This is a genomic window from Rhodococcus sp. BP-349, from assembly GCF_019835845.1.
Classification (GTDB): Bacteria; Actinomycetota; Actinomycetes; order Mycobacteriales; family Mycobacteriaceae; genus Rhodococcoides.
In genome coordinates this window covers 643,195-666,438 of sequence record NZ_JABUDR010000002.1, presented here as the reverse complement: position 1 = coordinate 666,438, position 23,244 = coordinate 643,195, and the positions used below count along the sequence as shown (strand labels likewise).

At 68.2% G+C, this 23,244-nt stretch carries 25 protein-coding genes and 4 tRNA genes; 8 read left to right on the top strand and 21 right to left on the bottom strand.

All coding sequences use genetic code 11. From position 1 onward, the window contains the following. Positions 1 to 5 precede the first annotated feature (5 nt). On the bottom strand, positions 6 to 392 hold the full coding sequence (gene rplL / locus HQ325_RS13725) for a 50S ribosomal protein L7/L12 (protein ID WP_027504561.1): 387 nt from the start codon (positions 390 to 392) through the stop codon (positions 6 to 8). Between the two features lie 108 nt (positions 393 to 500). Further along, positions 501 to 1,055: a 50S ribosomal protein L10 gene (gene rplJ, locus HQ325_RS13720; RefSeq protein ID WP_042574052.1), complete on the bottom strand. Its 555-nt coding sequence runs from the start codon at positions 1,053 to 1,055 to the stop codon at positions 501 to 503. Between the two features lie 335 nt (positions 1,056 to 1,390). Here rplJ and HQ325_RS13715 point away from each other — a divergent pair, with 335 nt between their 5' ends. From HQ325_RS13715 to HQ325_RS13705, 3 genes are all read left to right on the top strand, one after another. After that, positions 1,391 to 1,588, top strand: coding sequence for a hypothetical protein (locus tag HQ325_RS13715; RefSeq protein ID WP_222630337.1), 198 nt, complete (start codon positions 1,391 to 1,393; stop codon positions 1,586 to 1,588). Between the two features lie 112 nt (positions 1,589 to 1,700). Beyond that, entirely contained in the window at positions 1,701 to 3,674 is a 1,974-nt protein-coding gene (locus HQ325_RS13710) for a CocE/NonD family hydrolase (RefSeq protein ID WP_222630335.1), read from the top strand. Positions 3,675 to 3,789: 115 nt separating this feature from the next. After that, positions 3,790 to 4,635, top strand: a complete 846-nt coding sequence (locus tag HQ325_RS13705; protein WP_374107228.1) for an alpha/beta fold hydrolase — start codon at positions 3,790 to 3,792, stop codon at positions 4,633 to 4,635. 60 nt (positions 4,636 to 4,695) lie between these two features. On the opposite strand, the gene rplA is transcribed toward HQ325_RS13705, so the two are convergent. The 11 genes from rplA to HQ325_RS13650 all read right to left on the bottom strand — a co-directional run bounded on the left by rplA (position 4,696) and on the right by HQ325_RS13650 (position 9,599). Next, positions 4,696 to 5,415 carry a 50S ribosomal protein L1 gene (gene rplA / locus HQ325_RS13700; protein ID WP_027504557.1) on the bottom strand — a complete coding sequence of 240 codons (720 nt, stop codon included), beginning with the start codon at positions 5,413 to 5,415 and terminating at the stop codon, positions 4,696 to 4,698. Between the two features lie 121 nt (positions 5,416 to 5,536). Then, positions 5,537 to 5,971, bottom strand: a complete 435-nt coding sequence (gene rplK, locus HQ325_RS13695) for a 50S ribosomal protein L11 (RefSeq protein ID WP_042574055.1) — start codon at positions 5,969 to 5,971, stop codon at positions 5,537 to 5,539. 77 nt (positions 5,972 to 6,048) lie between these two features. Then, entirely contained in the window at positions 6,049 to 6,903 is an 855-nt protein-coding gene (gene nusG, locus HQ325_RS13690; protein WP_222630333.1) for a transcription termination/antitermination protein NusG, read from the bottom strand. Between the two features lie 70 nt (positions 6,904 to 6,973). Further along, positions 6,974 to 7,432, bottom strand: coding sequence for a preprotein translocase subunit SecE (gene secE / locus HQ325_RS13685; RefSeq protein WP_222630332.1), 459 nt, complete (start codon positions 7,430 to 7,432; stop codon positions 6,974 to 6,976). A gap of 80 nt (positions 7,433 to 7,512) precedes the next feature. Then, positions 7,513 to 7,588: transfer RNA gene (locus HQ325_RS13680), tRNA-Trp, on the bottom strand. Between the two features lie 147 nt (positions 7,589 to 7,735). Then, a complete protein-coding gene (gene hadB / locus HQ325_RS13675; protein ID WP_222630331.1) occupies positions 7,736 to 8,164 on the bottom strand; it encodes a (3R)-hydroxyacyl-ACP dehydratase subunit HadB in 429 nt (142 codons plus the stop codon). Beyond that, entirely contained in the window at positions 8,154 to 8,708 is a 555-nt protein-coding gene (hadA, locus tag HQ325_RS13670; protein WP_374107218.1) for a (3R)-hydroxyacyl-ACP dehydratase subunit HadA, read from the bottom strand. Before hadA ends, hadB begins: the two co-directional genes overlap by 11 nt. A 190-nt stretch (positions 8,709 to 8,898) precedes the next feature. Continuing rightward, positions 8,899 to 9,066 (bottom strand): 50S ribosomal protein L33, encoded by a 168-nt coding sequence (rpmG, locus tag HQ325_RS13665; RefSeq protein WP_027504552.1) that lies wholly within the window; start codon positions 9,064 to 9,066, stop codon positions 8,899 to 8,901. 98 nt (positions 9,067 to 9,164) lie between these two features. Continuing rightward, a tRNA-Met gene (locus HQ325_RS13660) sits at positions 9,165 to 9,237 on the bottom strand. A 35-nt stretch (positions 9,238 to 9,272) separates the two neighbouring features. Continuing rightward, positions 9,273 to 9,345: transfer RNA gene (locus tag HQ325_RS13655), tRNA-Thr, on the bottom strand. A gap of 171 nt (positions 9,346 to 9,516) precedes the next feature. Further along, a tRNA-Tyr gene (locus HQ325_RS13650) sits at positions 9,517 to 9,599 on the bottom strand. A gap of 144 nt (positions 9,600 to 9,743) precedes the next feature. On the opposite strand from HQ325_RS13650, the gene HQ325_RS13645 reads away from it, so the two are divergent. Beyond that, positions 9,744 to 10,235, top strand: coding sequence for a YajQ family cyclic di-GMP-binding protein (locus HQ325_RS13645; RefSeq protein WP_222630330.1), 492 nt, complete (start codon positions 9,744 to 9,746; stop codon positions 10,233 to 10,235). 1 nt (position 10,236) lies between these two features. On the opposite strand, the gene htpX is transcribed toward HQ325_RS13645, so the two are convergent. After that, a complete protein-coding gene (gene htpX, locus HQ325_RS13640) occupies positions 10,237 to 11,103 on the bottom strand; it encodes a zinc metalloprotease HtpX (protein WP_222630329.1) in 867 nt (288 codons plus the stop codon). Positions 11,104 to 11,173: 70 nt separating this feature from the next. Further along, on the bottom strand, positions 11,174 to 12,208 hold the full coding sequence (locus HQ325_RS13635) for a polyprenyl synthetase family protein (RefSeq protein WP_222630328.1): 1,035 nt from the start codon (positions 12,206 to 12,208) through the stop codon (positions 11,174 to 11,176). Between the two features lie 82 nt (positions 12,209 to 12,290). Here HQ325_RS13635 and HQ325_RS13630 point away from each other — a divergent pair, with 82 nt between their 5' ends. After that, complete coding sequence (locus tag HQ325_RS13630; protein ID WP_222630326.1) at positions 12,291 to 13,568, top strand: geranylgeranyl reductase family protein; 1,278 nt, start codon at positions 12,291 to 12,293, stop codon at positions 13,566 to 13,568. A 30-nt stretch (positions 13,569 to 13,598) separates the two neighbouring features. On the opposite strand, the gene HQ325_RS13625 is transcribed toward HQ325_RS13630, so the two are convergent. The 4 genes from HQ325_RS13625 to HQ325_RS13610 all read right to left on the bottom strand — a co-directional run bounded on the left by HQ325_RS13625 (position 13,599) and on the right by HQ325_RS13610 (position 17,085). Beyond that, positions 13,599 to 14,582, bottom strand: a complete 984-nt coding sequence (locus tag HQ325_RS13625) for a hypothetical protein (RefSeq protein WP_222630324.1) — start codon at positions 14,580 to 14,582, stop codon at positions 13,599 to 13,601. Positions 14,583 to 14,643: 61 nt separating this feature from the next. Beyond that, positions 14,644 to 15,348, bottom strand: a complete 705-nt coding sequence (locus HQ325_RS13620; RefSeq protein ID WP_308014456.1) for a demethylmenaquinone methyltransferase — start codon at positions 15,346 to 15,348, stop codon at positions 14,644 to 14,646. A gap of 30 nt (positions 15,349 to 15,378) precedes the next feature. Then, a complete protein-coding gene (locus tag HQ325_RS13615) occupies positions 15,379 to 16,524 on the bottom strand; it encodes a glycosyltransferase family 1 protein (RefSeq protein ID WP_222630322.1) in 1,146 nt (381 codons plus the stop codon). Positions 16,525 to 16,611: 87 nt separating this feature from the next. Next, a complete protein-coding gene (locus HQ325_RS13610; RefSeq protein WP_261778339.1) occupies positions 16,612 to 17,085 on the bottom strand; it encodes a DUF3592 domain-containing protein in 474 nt (157 codons plus the stop codon). Positions 17,086 to 17,184: 99 nt separating this feature from the next. On the opposite strand from HQ325_RS13610, the gene HQ325_RS13605 reads away from it, so the two are divergent. Beyond that, positions 17,185 to 17,685: a DUF2505 domain-containing protein gene (locus HQ325_RS13605; protein WP_222630321.1), complete on the top strand. Its 501-nt coding sequence runs from the start codon at positions 17,185 to 17,187 to the stop codon at positions 17,683 to 17,685. Positions 17,686 to 17,691: 6 nt separating this feature from the next. Here HQ325_RS13605 and menD read toward each other — a convergent pair whose 3' ends face one another. Further along, positions 17,692 to 19,302, bottom strand: coding sequence for a 2-succinyl-5-enolpyruvyl-6-hydroxy-3-cyclohexene-1-carboxylic-acid synthase (menD, locus tag HQ325_RS13600; RefSeq protein ID WP_222631042.1), 1,611 nt, complete (start codon positions 19,300 to 19,302; stop codon positions 17,692 to 17,694). A 79-nt stretch (positions 19,303 to 19,381) separates the two neighbouring features. On the opposite strand from menD, the gene HQ325_RS13595 reads away from it, so the two are divergent. Both HQ325_RS13595 and HQ325_RS13590 read left to right on the top strand, forming a co-directional pair. Continuing rightward, the gene (locus HQ325_RS13595) at positions 19,382 to 19,975 is read left to right on the top strand and encodes a flavin reductase family protein (protein WP_222630320.1); all 594 of its coding nucleotides are present in this window, start codon (positions 19,382 to 19,384) and stop codon (positions 19,973 to 19,975) included. Beyond that, on the top strand, positions 19,972 to 21,027 hold the full coding sequence (locus HQ325_RS13590; RefSeq protein WP_222630319.1) for an AbrB family transcriptional regulator: 1,056 nt from the start codon (positions 19,972 to 19,974) through the stop codon (positions 21,025 to 21,027). Before HQ325_RS13595 ends, HQ325_RS13590 begins: the two co-directional genes overlap by 4 nt. Here HQ325_RS13590 and HQ325_RS13585 read toward each other — a convergent pair. Then, a complete protein-coding gene (locus tag HQ325_RS13585; RefSeq protein ID WP_222630318.1) occupies positions 21,024 to 23,228 on the bottom strand; it encodes a glycoside hydrolase family 3 C-terminal domain-containing protein in 2,205 nt (734 codons plus the stop codon). The two genes, HQ325_RS13590 and HQ325_RS13585, sit on opposite strands and share 4 nt — an antisense overlap. Positions 23,229 to 23,244 lie beyond the last annotated feature (16 nt).

Genomic DNA, 23,244 nt, shown 5'->3' with positions numbered 1-23,244 from the left:
CTAGATCACTTGATGGAGATCTTCGCGCCGGCAGCTTCGAGCTTCTCCTTGGCGGCGTCGGCCGAAGCCTTGTCCACCTTCTCCAGGATCGCCTTCGGAGCACTCTCGACGAGGTCCTTGGCTTCCTTCAGGCCGAGGCCGGAGACGACCTCACGGACGACCTTGATGACCTGGATCTTCTTGTCGCCGGCGCCCTCGAGGACGACGTCGAACTCGTCCTGCTCCTCAGCGGCCTCGGCGGGAGCAGCAGCTCCGCCTGCGGCAGCAACGGCGACGGGGGCAGCTGCGGTGACCTCGAAGGTCTCCTCGAATGCCTTCACGAACTCGCTGAGCTCGAGGAGGGTGAGCTCCTTGAACTGGTCGAGCAATTCTTCGGTGCTGAGCTTCGCCATGGTGGCGGTCCTTCCGTTGAGTCCTTGTCGCCGATCCGGGGACAGGGTGTTGGATGAGGGAAGCCGGGGACCGGCCGTCCTTCGGGGAGTGCAGTCCTTGCGGATCAGCTATTCGGCAGCTGCAGCTTCCGGCGCAGATGCGCCTTCTTCTGCGGCACGCTTCTCCTGCAGTGCGGCCGCGAGACGTGCGACCTGCGATGCGGGAGCGTTGAACAGGCCTGCGGCCTTTGCCAGGTTGCCCTTCATCGCACCGGCCAACTTGGCCAGCAGGACCTCGCGGGATTCGAGATCCGCGATCCTGTTGACCTCGTCCACGGACAGCGCGCGGCCGTCCATGTAGCCGCCCTTGATGACGAGCGCCTTGTTGTCCTTGGCGAACTGCTTGATCGCCTTGGCAGCGTCGACCGGCTCACCATCGATGAACGCGATGGCGGTCGGACCGACGAACAAGTCGTCGAGGCCTTCGATGCCCGCATCAGCTGCGGCACGCTTGACCAGGGTGTTCTTGGCGACGGAGTACGTAGCTCCGGCACCGAGGGCCCGACGGAGCTCCGTCAGACGGGTGACCGACAGACCACGGTATTCCGTGACGACGGCCGCCGTGGCGCCCTTGAACTGCTCGGAGATCTCCGCTACTGCGGATACCTTCTCAGCCTTTGCCATACTTCGCCTCCTCTCGTTACTTCGAGTCGGCCTGGCCCGGAAAAGACGAAACGCCCCGGTGCAGGGCACACGGGGCGTGAGAATGCATGCAGGGCAAGCCTGCACGGATTCCTGGTCCTCGGTCCTCCTGCGTGGGTCGCCGGCTCGGCCGGACCTTCAATCGCCTTCTCGGGAAGAGCAGACGATGACCAACGGTCTTGGGTGGAACAGATCAGGTGGAACCCACACGAGGTGAGGTCCGTCGAGAAGAGTACCCCGGGGCCGTACAGCAGCCCAAATCACCGCTGCCGAGGCTCCCGAGGTTGGAACACGGGCCACGCGGGAACACCACGAGCATGGCCAACTACCGCGTACTCGACCCCACTGGATCCGTCGTCGCCACCAAGGAGATCTCCAACTCCACCGACGCTCACACCTGGTTCAAGGAGAACAAGTCCGACGACGCCGAGCTCGGCTGGCGTCTCGAAGTGGAGCACGACGGCGAGTGGGCCTTCTTCAGCGACAGCGAAGGAACCCCCGAGGGCGGCAAGTAGCAGCGCACTCACCTGGTGACATCGAACGACGGCGTGCCCTCGCCGTTGTCGAAGGGCCGGGAATGGCGGGTTGTGTACCGCGTGTCACAGCAATGAGGTTGACTCGACGTTCATGACGACGACATCGGCCCATGCACTGGTGCAACCGGAGCACGTCGTCTCGCCCTTCCATCGTGATCCCACCGGCGGCGCCGACGGTCGAGCATGGGCAGAACTCGTGGAGTCCACTCCCGAGTTCCCCCGTGTACACATCGACCGCGGCGCCGCCGTCACGATGACCGACGGAGCTGTTCTCCGCGCCATCGTCGTGTCCCCTGCCGACGCCGCCGGACGGTCCGTCTCGTCCCGCTTCCCCGTCGTCCTCAACATCACCCCGTACAACTCGGTTCTGCTCGACTCGATCGACGCGCTCCTCGAAGCCCCCGTCCTGGGGGCCGCACTGCGGCGTGTGTCCCGCACCGTCGACCTCTCGGGAACCCCGTTCGACGGCATCTCCGAGATCACCCGTGTCGTCGCGGGCGGCGCCGCGGATCTGCTCACCGTGAACCGACATCTCGTTCGCAGCGGTTACGTGCAGGTCATCGTCGATGCACGTGGCACGGGATCCTCGTCCGGCGTGTGGGACACGCTCGGCCCGCGCGAGCAGCGCGACACCCTGGAGATCCTCGAATGGATCCGGGCGTCGCCGTGGTGCGACGGGCACGTCGGCATGGCCGGCATCTCCTACTCCGCCATCAATTCCCTGCAGGCCGCCGCTGCGGGAAGCGCCGGACCGGACGCCGTGTTCGCCGTCGAGGGATCCGAGGACATCGTCCGCGAGATCTTCGCCACCGGCGGCGCACCGTCGCTCTTCATCCCCCTGTGGCTCTCGGCCGTCAACATCCTGAAATGGGTTCCGGCAGTACAGATTCTGCGACGCGGCGGAGTCGGCTGGCTGTCGGACCGGCTGCGGTCGCCCGCCACGAACGTCAGCAATCTGGTGAACGGGTTCCTCACCGGGTCGGACCCCCGCATCTACGACGACCCGTCCTTCGACACCATCGATCCCACCATCGAGGACATCGCGGTCCCCACGTTCCTCTACGGCTGCTGGCACGACATCTTCGGCGGCGCTGCGCCCGACATGTACAACCGACTCACCGTCGAACGCGGGCGCAAACAACTTCTGGTGGGCGACGGGTACCACGGCAATCCCGGCATCGGCTTCGGTGAGCCCGGGTTCCCGCCGCGGCTCGACGTGCTCGAACGCGCCTGGTTCGACAAGTGGCTGCGCGGCATCGACAACGGCATCGACCGCTACGGGCCGGTCACCCTGCGTCAGCAGGGCGGTGGCTGGGAGGCGCACGGCCGGTTCCCCGCGCCCGCCGCCGTGGCTCGGCGCCTCTACCTGAGCGCCGACTCGTCCGGTACCGCATCGCACAGTCGGCACGACGGGTCCCTGCACTTCGAGGCCCCGACCGACACCGCCCGCCTCACGGTGAAGCCGGGGCTCCGGACCCTGATCTCCCGCGACACCACCCAGGTGCTGGCCGGCGTTCCGGCCGTTCTCGGCGGCGGCTTCACCTACGACAACCGCTTCGCGGAGGGCGACGCCCTCACGTTCACCACGCCTCCCGTCGTGACCACCGTCGTCTACTCCGGGCCCGCCAACGTCCATGTCCGCACCGTCGCGCGCGCCCGCGAATCGATGTGGGCCGTGATGCTGTGCGATGTCGCCCCCGACGGAACTCCCACCGTGCTCACCAACGGAGCGCTGCTGGCGTCGCGCCGCGCGATCGACGACGCGGAGAGCATCCGCACCGAGTCGGGCGACTACCTGGTGGCCCACCATCCGCTCACGCGCGAGTCGCTGCTCCCCGTGGTCCCCGGCGAACCGATCGTCCTCGACATCGAACTACTCTCGACCGAGGCGGTCCTGCACCCCGGACACCGCCTGCGACTCGACATCTTCGCGGCAGACGCGCCTCGATTCGTGCCGATCCTGCCCGATCGCCTCCGCACCCGATGGCGACCGCAGGACGTCGACCTCGACCCGACGGACCCCAGTTTCATCACGTTGCCGCTGCTCGGTGAGCCCGGCTGGTAAAGGAGAACCACGTATGACAGGCACACCCGAGACCGACCGTTCCGAGAACGAGCTGGAGGTCGCGGTACGCACCGGCACCGCCTCCGTGGGCGCCGTCGACATCGCCTACGAGGACATGGGCGACATCGACAACCCGCCGATCCTGCTCGTCATGGGACTGGGCTGCCAGCTGGTCACGTGGTCGATGCCGTTCTGCCGCAAACTGATCGACGCCGGCTACCGTGTGATCCGATTCGACAACCGAGACATCGGACTCTCGGGCAAGCTCGACGGACAGCGCGTCACGGGGAACATCCTGCTGCGACTGGTCCGCCACGAACTCGGACAGTCGAGCTCGGTCCCGTACACCGTGGTGGACATGGCCGAGGACACCGTCGGCCTGCTCGATCACCTGGGCATCGAGTCGGCCCACATCGTCGGCGCCTCGATGGGCGGCATGATCACACAGGTGGTCGCGGGGTCGCACCCCGAGCGCATCCGCTCGGTCTCCATCCTCTTCTCCAGCACCAACGAGGCGTTCCTGCCGCCGCCCGACGTCCGCGCGCTCGCGCCACTGCTCAAGCCTCCGCCCAAGAACGCGACGCGCGAGCAGATCATCGAACACCAGGCAACGACGTTCCAGACGATCGGCAGCAAGCAGTTCCCCACCACGCGGGACGAACGTGTCGCCGACGCGACCGAGGCGTACGACCGCGGTTACTACCCGGCCGGCATCGTCCGCCAGCTCGCGGCGATCACCGGGACCGGGAGCCTCGTGAAGTACACGAAGCGGATCACGGCGCCGACGGTCGTCATCCACGGCACGGCGGATCCCCTCGTGCGTCCCGCGGGCGGGAAGGCCATCGCGCGCCACGTGTCCGGATCCGAGCTGGTGCTCGTCGACGGCATGGCACACGACATCCCGAACGCCCTCGTGGACCGGGTGGTCGACACCATTCTCGCGAACGTCGCCAAGGCCTGAGAACGCGACGAAGGCCGGCACCCCCACGGGGTGCCGGCCTTCCTCGGTGCTGCGAGTGACTCAGGCGGTCGCGTCGTCCTCGAGGAGGTTCCGAGTACGGTTCGGGTCCACCGGGATGCCCGGTCCGGTGGTGGTCGAGACCGTGATCTTCTTGACGTAACGGCCCTTGGCCGACGACGGCTTCGCACGCAGGATCTCGTCCAGGGCTGCGCCGTAGTTCTCCACCAGCTTGGCATCGTCGAACGACGCCTTGCCGATGACGAAGTGCAGGTTGGCCTGCTTGTCGACGCGGAAGTTGATCTTGCCGCCCTTGATGTCGCCGACGGCCTTGGTCACGTCGTTGGTGACCGTGCCCGTCTTCGGGTTCGGCATCAGGCCACGCGGTCCGAGAACGCGGGCGATGCGGCCGACCTTGGCCATCTGGTCAGGGGTGGCGATCGCTGCGTCGAACTCCAGCCATCCGCCCTGGATCCGCTCGATCAGGTCCTCTGCGCCGACCTCGTCCGCGCCGGCGGCGACGGCCTCGTCGGCCTTCGCGCCTGCGGCGAAGACGATGACGCGGGCGGTCTTACCGGTGCCGTGGGGCAGGTTGACGGTGCCGCGCACCATCTGGTCCGCCTTGCGGGGATCGACACCGAGACGCATCGCGACCTCGACGGTCGGATCGAACTTGCTCGACGCGGTGTCCTTGGCCAGCTTCGCCGCCGAGAGCGGCGAGTAGAGCTGGTCCTGATCGATCTTCGCTGCTGCGGCCTCGTAGGCCTTGCTGCGCTTTGCCATGATGATGTCCGTTCGTTGTTCGGAGCGTGGTTGACGAGCCTGGCCGGCTCTCCCACGTGATGCTGTGGAGCTGGTGAGCCGCTTGCTCAGCCCAGATGTGTGGACTCGGGCTTCACGTCGTTCAGCCCTGAACCGTGATACCCATCGAGCGAGCAGTGCCGGCGATGATCTTCGCGGCCTGGTCGATGTCGTTGGCGTTCAGATCCTCGGCCTTGGTCTTGGCGATCTCGCGCACCTGATCCATGGTCACCGTGGCGACCTTGGTCTTGTGCGGCTCGCCCGAACCCTTGGCGACGCCGGCTGCCTTGAGCAGCAGCTTGGCGGCAGGCGGGGTCTTCAGCTTGAAGTCGAAGGTCCGGTCCTCGTAGACCGAGATCTCCACCGGCACGACGTTGCCACGCTGCGACTCGGTCGCGGCGTTGTACGCCTTGCAGAACTCCATGATGTTGACGCCGTGCTGACCGAGGGCGGGGCCCACGGGCGGTGCCGGATTGGCCTGACCGGCCTGGATCTGAAGCTTGATGATCCCGGCTAGCTTCTTCTTCTTGGGGGGCATCTGTGATTCCTAGGTTGTTGCGTGGTTCTCGGATGTCTTGCGGTACTGCCTGCAAGTTGTGGGGGGTTCTGAGCGCCCTAGATCTTGGCGACCTGGGTGAAGCCCAGCTCGACCGGAGTCTCGCGGCCGAAGATGGACACCAGCACCTTGAGCTTCTGCTGCTCGGCGTTGACCTCGCTGATGCTGGCGGGAAGCGTGGCGAAGGGGCCGTCCATGACGGTGACGGACTCGCCGACCTCGAAGTCGACCTCGATGGTCGGCTTCGACGACGTCTCGCCCGCACCCTCGGCACCGGTGGTGGCGCCGGCGGTGGCCTTCTTCTTGTCCTCCTGCGGCATGAGGAACTTGACGACCTCGTTGATGGTCAACGGGGACGGGCGCGACGTGGCGCCGACGAAGCCGGTGACACCGGGGGTGTTGCGAACGGCACCCCAGGACTCGTCGTTCAGTTCCATGCGCACCAGGATGTAGCCAGGCAGCACCTTGCGGTTGACCTGCTTGCGCTGGCCGTTCTTGATCTCGGTGACCTCCTCGGTGGGAACTTCCACCTGGAAGATGTAGTCACCGACGTCGAGGTTCTGGACGCGGGTCTCGAGGTTGGTCTTCACCTTGTTCTCGTACCCGGCGTACGAGTGGATCACGTACCAGTCGCCGGGGGCGCGCCGCAGCGCAGCCTTCATCTCGGCGACGGGGTCGACCGGCTCCGCGTCGATGGGAGCGTCGTCGGCGACGACGGCGTCCGCATCGGTGTCGACAGCGTCGGCGGTCTCCGACTCGTCGGTGTCACCGGTGGCGGCAGCGACATCGGCCGCGATGGCCTCGTCGGTCTCGCGGTCCTGTGCGGCCTGCTCCGCTTCGAGGCCCTGCTTGGTCGCCTCGACCTGAGCGTCGTAGGCGGCCACTTCGGTGGCGTCGTTATGGGGCGTGCTCACGAAAGGCACTCGCTTCCTGTAATCGTTCCGGTCGTACTCGGGGTGGTCGTGCGGACCTGTGTGTCCGGCGTCAGCCGAACAACCACTGCACTCCCCTGATGAACGCCAGGTCCAGCCCACTGATGTAGGCCACCATGAACGTCACGAACACCAACACCACAGCGGTGTAGGTGACCATCTGCTTGCGGTTGGGCCAGATGACCTTGCGCAGCTCGGCGACGACCTCGCGCAGAAACTTGCGGAGCCGCTTGAAGATGTTCATCTTCGGCATCGCTTCGGCACGGGTACGGCCCTCGACACGAGAGGCGGTGGCGACGGACTTGCCGGCGGTGGTCTTCGCACCGTCCTTGGTCAGCGAGGGCGCCTCGTCCGCGGACCTGGTCCGACGGGCTGCGCGCTTGCCGGAGGGACGGTTCGACCCGGCGGAATCGTGGGCGGCAGCAGCATCGTCGGCGGCGACAGCGTCGTCCGCACCGAGATCCTCGGAACCGTCGGAGCTGCTGTCGCGCGCGCCGCGCTGATCGCTCACGTCGTTCCTCTCGGTCGTCGGCAGGGTGTCTGCACTCGAATGCTCTGCATGACCACTGTCCGAATCACCGCTTTCGAACGTGGCAGGGGCGACAGGACTTGAACCTGCAACCTACGGTTTTGGAGACCGTTGCTCTACCAATTGAGCTACGCCCCTTCGGCCGGATCGAGACCCGGCCGTACCGGCGACGGACAGCGCACAGCGCTGTACGACCCCGGAGATCTCAGTGTACTGCACTCACGGACGCCCCCGAAATCGCCGACTCGAGAAGCGCCGACTCGAGCAGGCGATCGGAGAACCGGATCACGCGAGCTGGACGGTCGCGACGGCGCGACCGAAGATCTTCTTGCCCTCGTACTTGGCGGTGATCGCGACGACGGCCTTGCGGGTGTCCGCGTCCACCGACTTGATCCGGCCCGTGAAGTCGACCTTCGCCGGCTCGGTCTCCTTGACCAGCACGGGGCTGGTGAAGCGCACGTTGTACTCCGTGATCGCGCCCGGATCACCCGACCAGTCGGTGACGAAACCGGCGCCGAGTCCCATGGTGAGCATGCCGTGCGCGACGACGTCGGGGAGCCCGGCGAGCGTCCGCGCGACCGGGTCGCTCCAGTGGATCGGGTTGGGATCGCCGGAGACGCCCGAGTAGTTGACGAGGTCACCGCGGGTGAGCTCGTAGGTGCGCTCGGGAAGATCGTCGCCGACGGTGACCTGGTCGAACTGCTTACGAGTCATGTTTCATGACACCTTTCGCCATCTCCAGCGCGTCCTGATCGGAACCGCCACCGGTCTTCGCCACGAGCGTCGTCCACGACGTCATGACGTCCTCGCCGGCCTGGTCCGTGACCATGTTCTTCGTGATGATGATGTCGCTCCCACCCATCTGGCGGAACGACTCGAGGCTCACGTCGACGGTCAGGCGATCCCCCGCGACGATCGCGCGGTGGAACTCGAGACGCTGATCCGCCTGCATGATCTGCGACAGGTCGTACCCGGTGATGACCTCGTCGAACATGGCCTTCTGCGCGATGATGCCGACGACGGAGATGAAGGTGGCCGGTGCGACGAGATGCTCGTACCCGAGCTCGGCCGCGGCGTCCTCCGAAGAGTGCGCGGGATGATCGTTCTGCACGGCCCGCGAGTACTCGCGCACCTTCTCGCGCCCGATCTCGTAGAAGTCGGGCATGCGGTAGTGGTGCCCGACCATGCTGGCGGTGTGCACTGCCGGATCGACGGCAGGCAGGTCGCCTCGATCGGTTGCGATTGCGGTGACTGTCACGTCGTCGACTCCCCCGAGAATGATGTGGAACTCACCGCGGGATACCCGAGCGTGGGACGAGTGACGGTCCGGCAGGCTCTGTCGGGCGAGTTCGAGACGGACGGCGCCGGACCGACTGGGCCACCGACGCCTGGACGCACGTCAGCGCTGCCACGGCGAGTGTGCCGTGGCAGCGCTGACGAGCGGATGATCAGCGAGATTCGCGGTGCGCGCGATGAGTTCCGCAGTTCGGGCAGAACTTCTTGATCTCGAGGCGATCGGGATCGTTGCGGCGATTCTTCTTGGTGATGTAATTACGGTGCTTGCACACCTCGCACGCCAAGGTGATCTTGGGCCGAACGTCAGTGGAGGAGGCCACGTCGATGCCTGCTTTCGGGTAGAGCGCGATACGGGTGCTGCGTCGGTCATGAATACCGGACCCCGCTGCGCGCAGCAGCGGCGGAGTCCTCTGTCGAGTAGCGATGGCCGGACTTGAACCGGCGACACAACGATTATGAGTCGTTTGCTCTACCGACTGAGCTACACCGCCTCGGTGCCGGACGCCGGCCGGCGCTCGGTCCCGCGAGCCCCCTAACGGAATCGAACCGTTGACCTTTTCCTTACCATGGAAACGCTCTACCGACTGAGCTAAGGGGGCAGGTTCGGCGCACACGAGGTGCACGTCGAAGCCTTCGAAGACATTACACAGGGGTCGGACCGCTCGCCAAATTGCCTGGTGAACGAGTTGCACACGGCGTTTCGTGTCCCCGCTGTCCCCACCCGGACGACGAGACCCCGGCGAGGTGTCTCGCCGGGGTCTCGTCGGGCGTGGCAGATGTAGGATTCGAACCTACGTAGGCATAAGCCGACGGATTTACAGTCCGCTCCCATTGGCCGCTCGGGCAATCTGCCGGGTTGCTCCATGGCGCCGGACACTCGTCGAGTGACTGCTCCAGGTGCGTTACGCAGAATACAACGACCGCACCCCTCGATGGCAAACCGGCTGGACAGGCTACCGTCGGCACCGTACCGATCACGCACGAAGGAGTGTTGTCAGTGGCTGATTCGTCGTTCGACGTCGTGAGCAAGGTGGACCGCCAGGAGGTCGACAACGCTCTGAACCAGGCCGGCAAGGAACTGTCGACCCGCTTCGACTTCCGCGGCACCGGCGCGAGCATCGAGTGGTCCGGGGACGAGGCCATCGTCATCACCGCCGAGGCCGAGGAGCGCGCGAAGGCCGCCCTGGACGTCTTCAAGGAAAAGCTCATCCGACGCGACATCTCGCTCAAGGCCTTCGACGCCGGCGACCCCGTGCAGTCGGGCAAGACCTACAAGATCACCGGCACGCTCGTGCAGGGCATCACCACCGAGAACGCCAAGAAGATCTCGAAGAAGATCCGCGACGACGGCCCCAAGGGGGTCAAGGCGCAGATCCAGGGCGAGGAACTGCGCGTGAGCAGCAAGAAGCGCGACGACCTTCAGGCCGTCCAGCAGCTGCTCAAGGGCGAGGACTTCGGCATCGCTCTGCAGTTCGTCAACTACCGCTGACTCAGCTGTAGGGCCCCGCCATGCGCTCGAGGCGGGCGATGCGCTCCTCCATCGGCGGGTGTGTGGAGAACAGCTTGCTCGCTCGGTCACCGGCCCGGAACGGGTTGGCGATCATGAGGTGCGACTGTGCCGTGAGGCGTGGCTCGGGGGGCAGTGGGGCGGCCTGGGTGCCGCTCTGCAGCTTGCGCAACGCGGAAGCCAGCGCCAAGGGGTCGCCGGTGAGCTCGGCACCCGACTGGTCCGCCTGATACTCCCGCGAGCGCGACACGGCGAGCTTGACCAGCGAAGCCGCGATGGGGCCGAGCATCGACACCAACAGCAGGGCCAGCGGGTTGGCGCCCTGCCCGTTCCCGCGGCCGCCGAACATGTTCGCGAAGAAGGCGAAGTTGGCGAGTCCGGACACCACGGCCGCCATGGCGCCCGCCACGGACGAGATCAGGATGTCGCGATTGTAGACGTGCGACAGCTCGTGGCCGAGAACTGCGCGCAGCTCACGCTCGTTCAGCAGCGCCAGGATGCCGGTGGTGCAACACACCGCGGCGTTGCGCGGGTTTCGTCCCGTGGCGAACGCATTGGGCGCGTTGGTGGGGCTGATGTAGAGCCGGGGCATGGGCTGGTGCGCCGCGGTGGCCAGCTCGCGGACGATGGCGAAGATGCGCGGGTACTCGACCTCGGTGATCGGCTGGGCGTGCATCGACTTCAGCGCGAGCTTGTCGCTGTTGAAGTACGCGTACCCGTTCATGCCGACGGCCAGGACGACCGCGATCACCAGGATGGTCGAGTTCTGGAACAGAGCGCCGATGAAGACGATCAGGGCCGACATCCCGACCATCAGGCCGAACGTCTTCATACCGTTCGCGAACTTCATCGTGTCGCCGATCCTCTCGCCGCCGTGCTTCCTGCACGGACAACGACCGAGGTGACGCGGGTAGTTCCCGTCAGCTGATGCGGGCGACCGTGTACTCGACCAGCTTGCGCAGCGCGTCGTTGGCCGGGCCCTGCGGCAGGGCGTCCAGCTCGGTGCGCGCCCGCTGGGCGTAGGTGTCGAGCGTCTCGCGTGCCTTGGCCATGCCCGGCGAACGACCCAGCAGAGTCAGCGCCTCGGCCACGTCCGCGTCGTCGGTGATGGGGCCGCGCAGCAGGTGGCGGAGCCGGTCGCCGTCCGCACCCTGATCGCGCAGCGCGAACAGCACGGGCAGCGTGTGCACGCCCTCCCGCAGGTCGGTGCCCGGTGTCTTCCCGGAGTCCGACGCGGCGGACGAGATGTCGATGATGTCGTCGGAGATCTGGAACGCGGTGCCCACCGCGTCTCCGAGACGTTCGAGCCGCTCGATGTGCTCGTCGTCGCCACCGGAGAACGTGCCGCCGAAGCGGCCGCTCGTCGCGATGAGCGAACCCGTCTTCTCCCACACCGTGGTGAGGTAGTGATCGACCGGATCCTGGTCGGGCTTGCTGCCGATGGTCTCGCGCATCTGGCCTGTGACCAGCGCGGCGAACGTCTCGGCGATGGTGCGCACGGCGGAGGGACCCAACGTCGAGACCAGGCGCGACGCGTGTGCGAACAGGTAGTCGCCCGCGAGGATCGCGACACTGTTGCCCCAGCGCGCGTTGGCGGATTCCACACCGCGGCGCATGGCGGCCTCGTCCATGACGTCGTCGTGATACAGCGTCGCCAGATGCACCATCTCGAGCACGGTGGCCGCGGTGACGATGTCCGGACTCGACGCCTTCGGCCCGAGCTGACCGGTGAGAATGGTGAACAGCGGGCGGAACCGCTTGCCGCCGGCCTTCGCGAGGTGCAGGGCCGCCTCGGTGAGGAAGTCCTCGCCGTCGGACAACTCCGTCACGAGCAGGCTCTCGACCTCGGCCATCGCCGTGCGGACGGTCTCCGCGAACTCCGCGTTCCCGAGATCCACGCCCGCCACCACGGTGGCCCCACTCGCACTCGTCTCGGTCACCGCGCTCGCACCCATTTCTCGTCGTCGAACACCCCGCGCGGCTCCGGGCCTCGGCGCCGCGTCTGCCCCCAACCTATCGTGCCTGCAAGATGGAACGATGACGGATGGACCCGCACAGGGTGTGACACCGGGAACTCGACGCGTGACCGACGTTCTCGTCGTCGGAGCGGGACCCGCGGGCAGCGCCGCCGCGGCCTGGTCCGTACGTGCTGGTCACGACACGATTCTCGCGGATGCCGCCACCTTCCCGCGCGACAAGACCTGCGGTGACGGACTCACACCGCGTGCCGTCGCCGAGCTCGACGAGCTCGGACTCGGCGAGTGGGTGCGCTCCCGGGCGATCAATCGTGGCCTACGCCTCACCGGATTCGGTCAGGAACTCACGCTGCCGTGGCCGGGCGGCTCCCTTCCCGACATCGGTTCCGCGGTACCGCGTACGGAGTTGGACGACCGCATCCGCCGGGTGGCCGTCGACGACGGCGCCGTGATGATGGAGAACGCCAAGGCCGTCGATGCGGTGCTGGTGAGCGGACGGGTCACCGAGGTGATCTTCGACACCGCCGACGGCCCTGTCGCCGTGGCCTGCCGCACGCTGATCGTGGCGGACGGAGTGCGCTCGCCGCTCGGCAAGATCCTGGGCCGTACGTGGCACCGCGACACCGCCTTCGGGGTGGCGGCGCGGGCGTACGTCACGAGTGACCGCAGTGAGGACGAGTGGATCACCTCGCACCTCGAACTCCGCGACGGAGAGGGCACCCTGCAGGCCGGCTACGGGTGGGTGTTCCCGCTGGGCGTGAACGACGAGGGCACGGGCGAGGTGAACGTGGGCGTGGGGACGCTCGCCACCTCGAAGCGTCCGGCTGCCGGCGCGCTGCGACCTCTCCTGAATCTCTATGCGTCGCAACGAGAATCCGAATGGGGTCTGAGCGGCGGCGTGCGGCGTGTGCAGTCCGCCCTGCTGCCGATGGGCGGTGCTGTCTCGGACGTGGCAGGCCCCAACTGGGCGCTCGTCGGCGATGCGGCGGCCTGCGTGAATCCGCTCAACGGCGAGGGCATCGACTACGGACTCGAGGGCGGTCGACTGATCGCCGAACACCTGGACGGGGCAGACCTGACGCAGGTGTGGCCGGCGGTGCTCCGCGAGCACTACGGGCAGAGCTTCTCGGTCGCTCGTCGCCTCGCGGGCCTGCTGACGGTGCCGCGGTTCCTGCCCGCCACGGGGCCGATCGGCATGCGGTCGCGAGCGATCATGACCGTCGCCGTGCGGGTGATGGGCAACCTCATCACCGACGAGGATCGCGACGTGGTCGCGCGCGCCTGGCGGGCCGCGGGATCGACGTCGCTGAAGGTGGACGACCGCCCGCCGTTCTCCTGAGCTCGACGCACGCAGGAAAGACCGGCCCGGTCAGCGCCCCGGTCGGAAGGCGTACACGGTGGTGCCGTCCGGCAGAAGTATCCCGTCGCGATCGCGGAAGCCGCACTCGAGCGACGCGACGACGCGTTGGAGCACGGGCAGCCGTGCCTGCTCGTCGAGGCCGGCGTGGACGGCGAGGGACAGTTCGGCTCCGTACAGCGCCAGGATGGCCTCGACCGCGCCGGCGAGCGCCGGGTCCTTGGCCTGGTAGAACGCAAAACGATCCGCTTCCATCGTGTAGTCGCGCTCGTTGCCGCCCGCCAACACGCGCACCCCGAACTCGGCCAGGTACTCCACCATGCGCCGCTCGGTGGCGCCGAAGCCGATCGACCGGCGGTCCGGCGAGAGCGTGTCCACGACGCGCTTGGTGTCCATGATCAGCAGACCGAGGTCGTTCGCGTCCAGCAGACCGAGATCGGCGCGCATGGCGTCGCGCAGCAGACGCTGGATCTCGATCAGGAACCCGTGCTCGCGGTTCAGACGCTCGACGGCCGGACCCGGCATCGCGCCCGTCGTGGAGTACGGCACCAGCACCCGGAGATCGAGCGACATGAGCATCTCGAGGAGCGGCGCGACGCGCTGGCGGGCCACGACGACGGTGATCGTCGAGACGCGCAGCAGTTCCTGGTAGGCGGCATCGACGTCGGCCTGCACGTCGTCGGCCCCCGGCGGCAGTGCGGCCGCGTCGGGCGCGGTACGGCGGCGCACGGCGTCGATCCACACCCGCTGGAAAGTGGTCAGCGCGACCGACAACTCCTGGTAGCGCTCGGTGACCTGGTCACGTACCAGTGACGTCTCGACGGCATGGCGTCCGGAGTCGTGGGTCAGCTCGGCGCGGATGGTGCGCAGCTCGCGGGCGCGGCGCGTCTCCCGGGTGAGGTGCATGCGCGTGGTGCTGACGGCCCAACCTGCCCCGCCCGCGGCGACGGCCGAGGCAGCGAGGGTGGCATACGGCAGCCAATCCGGTACGGGCATGCGCAGATCATGCCGTATCGGGACCCGGTACGAACACCGATAGGTGCGTTCTCCGTATCTTTCAGTACACCGGTTTCATGGCGCTGTGCAACGTGACGATGCCGCCCGTGAGATTGCGCCACTGCACACGGTCCCAGCCCGCGGACTGCATGCGCCGCGCGAGCTCCGCCTGGTCCGGCCAGGCACGAATGGATTCCGCCAGGTAGACGTAGGCGTCGGGGTTGCTGCTGACGGTGCGGGCAACGGCCGGGAGCGCCTTCATCAGGTACTCCATGTAGACGGTGCGGAACGCCGGGAAGACCGGTGTGGAGAACTCGCACACCACCAATCGCCCACCGGGTCGGACCACCCGCAGGATCTCGGCGAGGCCCGCGTTGTGATCGGCCACATTGCGGAGACCGAACGAGATGGTCGCGGCGTCGAACACGTCATCGGCGTACGGCAGGTGCATCGCATCGCCCGCGATCATCGGGACGTCGCGCGAGAGGCCCGCGCGGAGCATGCCCTTGGAGAAGTCGGTGGCGACACACCAGGCGCCGGACCGGCCGAGTTCCTCCGTGGACACCCCGGTGCCGGCCGCGAGATCGAGCACCGCTTCGCCGGGCTTCAGCGCGAGCGCGTCACGCGTCGCTCGTCGCCATCCCCGGTCCTGACCGAAGGACAGGACGGTGTTCGTCAGGTCGTACCGCTTCGCGACTCCGTCGAACATGGACGCGACGTCGTGCGGTTGCTTGTCCAGTTGCGCTCTGGAGCCGTGTGCTGCCACACCTGAACAGTACGTGGGCCGCGCACTCACCTAGGCCGCCGTCGTCCGCCGTCCGACGTCCGAGGTGCCGATGACCGCCTCGTAGTGGCCGATCAACTGGCTGCACAGCGCGGGCCAGGTGCGATGCAGGACGGACTTCCGCGCGGACGTGGCGAACCTCGCACGCGTGGTGGGGTCGGCGAGGGCCTGCACGGCGCTCGGCAGCAACTCCTCGTACCGGTCGACGGGCAGCAGGTAGCCGTTGCGGCAGTGGCTCACCAGATCGCGAGGACCACCGGCGTCGGGCCCGATCACGGGAACACCGCTCGCGAGCGCCTCCTGCACGGTCTGGCAGAACGTCTCGTGCTCGCCCGGGTGGGCGAACACGTCGAAGGACGCGTAGGCCTCCGACAGCGCCTGTCCGCCCAGCTGACCCGTGAACACCGCGGACGGCATGAGCGCCTCGAGCCGGGCGCGTTCCGGACCGTCGCCGACGATCACCACACGCACGCCCGGTGTCCGCTCGAGCACCGCGAGACGTTCGACGTGCTTCTCCGGTGCCAACCGGCCGACGAAACCCACCACCAGCGCGTCGCCGGCGTCCCACTCCGCACGACGCTCCGCGTTCCGCGACGACGGCGCGAAGCGCACGGTGTCCACTCCCCGACCCCAGCGATGCACGCGCGGGATGCCGCGCGCGGCGAGTGCGTCCATCGCCGACGTCGACGGTGCGAGAGTGCGGGCACTGCCCTTGTGGATCCGGCGGGTCCACGCCCAGCAGGCGCGCGAGGTCAGCCCGAGCCCGTAGCTCTCGGCGAACCCGGCGACGTCGGTCTGGTAGACGGCGACGGCCGGGACGTCCAACCTCCGCGCGGCAGCGAGTCCACCGGCTCCGAGCGAGAACGGCGACGCGAGGTGCACCACGTCGGGCGCGAACGAGCGCAGCGCGGCGGTCATCCCGGGGCTCGGCACGCCGACGGGCAGCGAACTCACCTTGGGGACCATCACCGACGGCACTCGCAGCACCGGGAACGTGCCGTGCGAGGTCGGTGCGGCGGGCACCCCGGCCGGCGTGTCCGGCGCGACGATCATGGCGTCGTGACCTGCGGACTCCGCGTGTTCGAGCACGCGGAGAATCGAGTTGGTGACACCGTTGACGTGAGGCAGGAACGATTCGGCGATCACGGCTATGCGCACACCGTGGACTGTTCCGCGCTGCGACGACCGCGATGCGAGGGCGACGTGACCAGCGGGCGAACCCCGGGCGAACCCTCCGGTACCGGGTCAGGCGCGCGCGTCGCGGCGCCGCAGGAAGAGGATGGACGGGCCCGCGATCAGCCACGTGACGACGATGACGGACAGTGCGGGGACCACGGCCACCGAGGCGTCACGGCCCGCCACCCGCACCAGGTCGGGGTCGCTGCGGGAGTACTCCACGTCGATGCGCTGCCCGGCGACCAGATTGGTCGGGTACAGCACGCCGAGCTTGGGGTTGTGCATCTCACCGTCGGGAGTCACGAAGCTCACCGCCGAGCGCAGACGTCCGGCAGAGAGCACCTCCGCGGTGGCGACGCCCTCGTCGGAAGAAATGGTGTGATCGTTGCGCCACGCCGCGAGGACCAACAGGACCGCGAGCACCGAGACGACGGTGGCGATCACCAGGAGAACGGTGGGAACGCGCGAGCGCCGCCGCACCGGGGCCTCGTCCGCCTCGGATGTCTCGGATGTCTCGACAGCAGGCGTGTCCCCACCGGACATCTCGGCACCGGCCGAACTCGGGACGACGGGGTTCACCAGGACAGGCTAGCGACAGCACCACGCAGGACGGCAGCGGTACGCCGAGTAACGTCTCCCGCCATGGGGCGGAAATTCACATTCACCGAAGACTTCGACGTGACACCGGCGCAGGCGCACTCCGCGCTGACCGACGAAGCGTTGTGGGACAAGCGAACCAAGGAGGTCTCCGATCGGGCCAGCGTGGAGTACTCCCACCAGCCGGACGGGGGCTTCGAGGTGGTGATCTCCGAGGGGGTCGGAGCATCCGTCCTGCCGGGCTTCGTCCGAAAGGTGATCCGCGGCGATCTGGTGATCACGCGTAAGGACAGCTGGGGACCTCTCGAGGGTGACCGCGCGAACGGAACGCTCGAAGGCGGATCCACGGGCCTGACGTCGAAGGTGCGCGGCACCTTCGCTCTCACACCGCACGGCACCGGATCGCGACTCACTCTGACGGGCACCGCGGAGGTGAAGGTGCCGTTCGTCGGCGGAAAGATCGAGGGCATGGTCACCGACATGATCGGCAAGATGGTGCACTCGGAGAGCAAGCAGGCGCGGGAGTACCTCGCCGGCAGGGCCTGACCGGGACTAGAGGTTCGCGCGGATCGACGCGTGCAGGTCGCGCAGACCGGACCGGTCCGTGGTCACCTCGAGCACCCGCGTGCCCTCGGCGTGACCAGTGAGCAGCTCAGCCAGCTCGTCGGGATCCACACGCCGGTGGGGGATCCGGTAGGCGGCACACAGAGCGGCGAGGTCCATGCCGTGCGGAGTGCCGAACACGCGCTCGAAGACTCCGGCGTACTGGGGATCGCCCTGTTCGAGCAGCTCGAAGATGCCGCCGCCGTCGTCGTTCGCGACGACGATGGTCAGGTCCCGGGGTCGGGGCTCCCCCGTGCCGATGAGCAGTCCGGACGCATCGTGCAGGAACGTCAGGTCCCCCATCAGCGCGATGGTGCGACCGTCGTGCGCCAGCGCGGCGCCCACGGCGGTGGAGACGGTGCCGTCGATGCCGGCGACACCGCGATTGGACAGCACGCGGACGTCCTCTGCCGGGTAGCCGACCAGTGCCATGTCGCGCACCGGGTTGGAGGCGCCGAGCACGAGCAGGTCACCCGGACGACGTGCCGACGACACGGCGGCAGCGACGTGCAGACCCGTCGGAGTCACGAGGGTGTCGAGCTGCCCGCGGACCGCGGCATCGGCCGATTCCGAAGCGTCCGCACAGCGGCGCAGCCACTCGGGCGACGGTGCCCCGGTGACCAGTGCGCGCGTTCCGGTCGCCACGACGTTGCCCGAGACGTCCGGCCAGCGAGGGCCGGTGGTGAGAGCGATGACGGAGACGGCCGGATCGGCCAGCACCTTCGAGACCTGGCGATGCAGCGTGGGACGTCCGGTGATGACGGCCTGACGCGGCGACAGCGCTCCCAGGGCGAGCGGATTGAGCGGGTGGCCGTGCAGGGGCGCGGTCGGCTCGGCGACCGTCGGCAGCCCGGCGAGTTCCGGTCGGTAGGCGGCCCCGTGTCCAGAGATGACGACGGTGTCCACCGACAGGTCCAGATCCACCGGCACGTCGAGTGTCGCGTACTGCGTGGTGGTCCACGGTGAGCCGTCGGGACGTCCCGGCGGGGCGGGGCGGGCGTCGGACAGGTCGGGAGTGAGAGGCTCGCGCAGCGGCATGTCGAAGTGCACCGGGCCGGCGTTGCCCGAGCGGGTCCCGCGTGCGGCGGCCAGGACGCGGCACACGGCCGACCGCCACTGGCTGTTGACCTGATCGGACTCCTCGGCGAGACCGAGGCTGATGGTCGCGCGCACCTGACCGGAGAACAGCCCGAGCTGCTCGACGGTCTGGTTCGCGCCAGTTCCCAACATCTCGTAGGGGCGGTTGGCGCTGAGCACGACCAGCGGAATGCGGGCGTAGTTGGCCTCGAGAACGGCAGGTCCGAGATTGGCGACGGCGGTGCCGGACGTCATCACGACGGGGACGGGCCGACGGCCGGACACGGCGAGTCCGATGGCGAGGAAGCCGGCTGTGCGCTCGTCGATACGCATGTGCAGTCGGACGCGACCGGCGCGATCGGCGGCCTCGAGCGCGAACGCGAGGGGAGCGTTCCGCGACCCGGGGCACAGCACGACGTCCTGGACGCCGCCGCGGATCATCTCGTCGACGACGACGACGGCTTGAGACGTGGACGGGTTCACCATTTCAGAGTGTCACAGATGCCCGACCTGCCTACCCGCTGTGCACGAGGGGCGCACCGGGCGGTGGCACGATGAACAGGTGCGCACACACTTCGATCCGCAGAGCATCGATCCCGGGGACTTCTACAAGCTTCTCACCACGTCAGTGGTGCCGAGACCCATCGCGTGGGTGTCGACCGTCTCGGCGGACGGCGTTCCCAACCTCGCGCCGTACAGCTTCTTCTCGGTGTCCTCGAGCGCGCCCGCCGTGGTGCAGTTCACGTCGGTCGGCCGCAAGGACAGCCTCCGCAACATCGAGGAAACGGGCGAGTTCGTCATCAACCTCGCCACCGAGTCGCTGTTCGAACAGATCAACCAGACGTCGGCCAACTACGACTCGTCGGTGAGCGAGTACACCGCGGTCGACCTCGAGAGCGAGCCGAGCGAGACCGTCCGGCCGCCTCGCGTCGTCGCGTCGCCGCTGTCGATCGAGGCGACGCTGCACCAGGTGGTCGAAGTCGGCAACTCGTTCGTCGTCATGGGCGCGGTCACGATGATCACGGTGCGACCGGAGTATCTCGCCGACGACGGACTCCCCGATTTCGCGTCGCTCGCCCCACTGAGCCGACTCGGCCGCGACGAGTGGGGTATGCCCCCGGCCGTGCGACGGATCCAGCGCCCCGACAGGCCTTGAGTCCGGCCGTCGACCGGTCCCGCGCTGCCCGCTGGACAGCACTGGCACTGGTCACGGCCGTCGTGGCCGTGCTCGCGGATCGAATCGGCGTTCCGTCGGCCGCGCTGTTCGTCGCGCTCGCCGTGGCGACGGTGTTCGCGCTGTGCGGGTGGGGGCCGGGGAAGGTGCCGCGCACCGCGTCGATGGGCGCGCAGGCCGTGCTCGGCGTCGAGATCGGCACCCTGCTCGACAGGGACACGATGTCCTCGCTGGGGTCCGACTGGATCTGGGTGGTGGTCGTCTCGCTCGGCACCCTGGTGCTGTCCATCGCGGCCGGCGCTCTGCTCGGACTGCATCGTGACCTCGACGCCACCACCGGCGCCCTCGCGCTCGTGGCCGGAGGTGCGTCCGGCATGGTCGCGATCGCCCGTGATCTGGGCGGCGACGAGCGGGTGGTCGCCGTGGTGCAGTACGTCCGGGTGCTGCTGGTCACCGCGTCGCTGCCGTTCGTCGCCACGGTGGTCTTCTCTGCGGACACCGGACAGAGCGGATCGCTCGACACCGCCTCCGCCCCGCTCTGGACGGACGCGCTGTTCATCGCCGTGTGCCTACTGGTGGGCATACCTCTGGGTCGACTGATCCGCCTGCCCGCGCCCGCCCTGCTCGGGCCACTGCTGATCTCCGGTGCCGCGGACCTGCTGGGGTGGACGGGCGACGCCGGCGTCCCGTTCCTGCTGCTCCAGCTCGTCTACATCGTCATCGGCTGGCAGGCCGGCCTGCAGTTCACCCTCGACAGCCTGAAGTCCATCGGCCGCGTCATCCCGTGGGCGATCCTGTTGATCATCGCCATCGCGGTGGGCTGCGCGCTGCTCGGCCTGATCCTGGTCGGCACGACGGGCATCACCCCCTACGAGGCCTACCTCGCCACGACGCCGGGCGGTATCTACGCCGTCCTCGCGCTGGCGGCGGCGAGCAGCGTGAACGTGACCTTCGTCGTGGCGGCCCAGGTGCTCCGGGTGTTCATGATGCTGCTGGTGGTCCCGCTGTTCACCCGGGCACGCGGGCGCGGCTAGCCGTTCGCGTCCTGCACGAGCCGCGCGACGACATCGGGTGTCAGGGTTCCGTCGCCGAAGGCCACCATGCGGGCGAGCGGGACGCTCGACAGGAAGACTGCCGTCTCCGGGTTGCCCATCATCGCCTGTGCCACCGACGGTCCGTCGCCGTCCTCGATGGCCGTCCGTAGCAGGTCACCGCCGCGCGGATCGTCCAGCCACTCGGTGACGGTCGAATCGGCCGTCAACGGCAGGCGGACGTCGTCGCCCGTCACGGAGACGATCGCGACGCTCCGGAGATCGCGCGACGATGCCGCCGCGGCCACGACGTACTCGCCCGGCGCCACGATCCAGGACGACACCCGGGTGTCCCAGTACGCCAGGTCGGCACGCCGGACGGTGAGAGTCACGGTCTCGGTCGCACCCGCGGCGATCTCGACCGACTCGAACGCCGCGAGCTCACGCGGAACACGGTGCGCGTCCTCGTCGGGGGCGGACACGTAGATCTGCACGACCTCCCGGCCGTCCCGGTCCCCGGTGTTGGTCACCGGCACCGTGACGTCGATGCCGTGCTCCCCCACCGTCGCGGTCACGTCGCCGTACTCGAACGTCGTGTACGACAGGCCCCACCCGAAGGGGTACGACACGTCGGTCTCGCGCGCATCGAATCCGCGGTAGCCCACGTGGATGCCCTCGCCGTAGCGGACGACCCCGTGCTCACCGGGGAAGTCCAGGTAGGACGGGTGGTCCTCGAGCCGGAGCGGAACGGTCTCCGCGAGCCGTCCCGACGGGTTCACGACGCCGAACAGCACGTCGGCGATCGCTCCGCCGCCGGCCTGTCCCAGCAGCCACGTCTCGAGGATCGCGGGGACGTCGGTGTCCCACGGAGACGTCAGGACCACGCCGCCGTTCGACAGCACCACCACGGTGTTCTCGTTCACCGCGCGCACTCGCTCGACCAGGGCCAGATGGCCTTCCGGCAGCGTCAGCGTGGTGCGGTCCATGCCCTCGGTCTCGGGATCGTTGCCGACGAAGACGAGGGCGATGTCGTGCGTGCGAGCGAGCTCGACGGCCTCGTTCAGCAGTCCGTCGTCGGCGTCGGTCTCCTCGGTCGACGCGTGGTCGGCGTCGTACCCGGGCGCGAACGCCACCTCGCCCTGCGCGGCAGCGGTGATCGCCGACAGCGCGTCGTCCAACCGGGTCGGGGTGATCTGCGAACTACCGCCGCCCTGGTAGCGCGGGGTGCGGGCGATCTCGCCGAGCACGGCGATCGATCCGGAACCCGGCTCGAGCGGCAGCAGACCGTCGTTCTTCAGCAGGACGATCGCCCGGCTCGCGATCTCTCGGGCCAGCGCATGGTGGACATCGTGATCGACGTCCACGGAACCGCTCGCGTCCTGCGCGCGCTCGACCAGTGCGCGCACGCGCGCCGCCGCCGTCTCGAGCGCGCCCGGATCGAGCGCACCGGACTCCGCTGCGTCGGCGACCCGCTGGTCACCGGCAGCGTCTGGTCCGGGCATCGTCAGGTCGAGGCCCGCGGCGATCGAGTCGACCCGGTCCACGACGGCGCCCCAGTCGGACACGACGGCGCCCTCGAAACCCCATTCGCCGCGCAGCACGTCCGTCAGGAGCCACCGGTTCCGCGAGGCGTGGACGCCGTTGATGCGGTTGTAGGAGCACATGACGGTCCACGGCTGCGCCTGCTCCACCACACGTTGGAATGCCCGGAGGTAGATCTCGCGCAGGGTGCGCTCGTCCACCTCGGCGCTCACGCGCATGCGGTCGGTCTCCTGGCTGTTGACCGCGAAGTGCTTGAGCGAGGTGCCGACGCCCCGGCTCTGCACTCCCTGCACGTAGGCGGCGGCGAGCGTGCCCGTGAGCAACGGGTCCTCCGAGAAGTACTCGAAGTTGCGGCCCCCGAGCGGGCTGCGCTTGATGTTGATGCCGGGGCCCAGCAGGACGGACACGTCCATCGACCTGGCCTCGGTGGCCAGCGCCTCTCCCATCCGCCGCAGCAGGTCGGGATCCCAGGTACTCGCGGTGGCGGTGGCAGGTGGGAAGCACGTCGCGGGTCGACCGGAGAACATGTCGCTGTCGCTCGCCTGCATCCGCACGCCGTGCGGGCCGTCGGTCAGCGTGATCGCCGGGAGCCCGTCCTGCTGCTCGGTGCTCCAGAAGTTGCGTCCACTGGTGAGGGCTGCGAGATCGTTGCGTGGAGTCATGGCTCCATCATCGACG

Bases quoted from the DNA above. Each gene is read 5' to 3' on its own strand.
- hadB (WP_222630331.1), bottom strand. From the start codon at position 8,164: ATGACTCGTAAGCAGTTCGACCAGGTCACCGTCGGCGACGATCTTCCC.
- rplL (WP_027504561.1), bottom strand. From the start codon at position 392: ATGGCGAAGCTCAGCACCGAAGAATTGCTCGACCAGTTCAAGGAGCTC.
- rplA (WP_027504557.1), bottom strand. From the start codon at position 5,415: ATGGCAAAGCGCAGCAAGGCCTACGAGGCCGCAGCAGCGAAGATCGAT.
- HQ325_RS13585 (WP_222630318.1), bottom strand. From the start codon at position 23,228: ATGACTCCACGCAACGATCTCGCAGCCCTCACCAGTGGACGCAACTTC.
- HQ325_RS13710 (WP_222630335.1), top strand. From the start codon at position 1,701: ATGACGACGACATCGGCCCATGCACTGGTGCAACCGGAGCACGTCGTC.
- HQ325_RS13715 (WP_222630337.1), top strand. From the start codon at position 1,391: ATGGCCAACTACCGCGTACTCGACCCCACTGGATCCGTCGTCGCCACC.
- rplJ (WP_042574052.1), bottom strand. From the start codon at position 1,055: ATGGCAAAGGCTGAGAAGGTATCCGCAGTAGCGGAGATCTCCGAGCAG.
- HQ325_RS13610 (WP_261778339.1), bottom strand. From the start codon at position 17,085: ATGTCCGGTGGGGACACGCCTGCTGTCGAGACATCCGAGACATCCGAG.
- HQ325_RS13625 (WP_222630324.1), bottom strand. From the start codon at position 14,582: ATGCCCGTACCGGATTGGCTGCCGTATGCCACCCTCGCTGCCTCGGCC.
- rplK (WP_042574055.1), bottom strand. From the start codon at position 5,971: ATGCCCCCCAAGAAGAAGAAGCTAGCCGGGATCATCAAGCTTCAGATC.
- HQ325_RS13630 (WP_222630326.1), top strand. From the start codon at position 12,291: ATGACGGATGGACCCGCACAGGGTGTGACACCGGGAACTCGACGCGTG.
- HQ325_RS13705 (WP_374107228.1), top strand. From the start codon at position 3,790: ATGGGCGACATCGACAACCCGCCGATCCTGCTCGTCATGGGACTGGGC.
- HQ325_RS13605 (WP_222630321.1), top strand. From the start codon at position 17,185: ATGGGGCGGAAATTCACATTCACCGAAGACTTCGACGTGACACCGGCG.
- HQ325_RS13635 (WP_222630328.1), bottom strand. From the start codon at position 12,208: ATGGGTGCGAGCGCGGTGACCGAGACGAGTGCGAGTGGGGCCACCGTG.
- htpX (WP_222630329.1), bottom strand. From the start codon at position 11,103: ATGAAGTTCGCGAACGGTATGAAGACGTTCGGCCTGATGGTCGGGATG.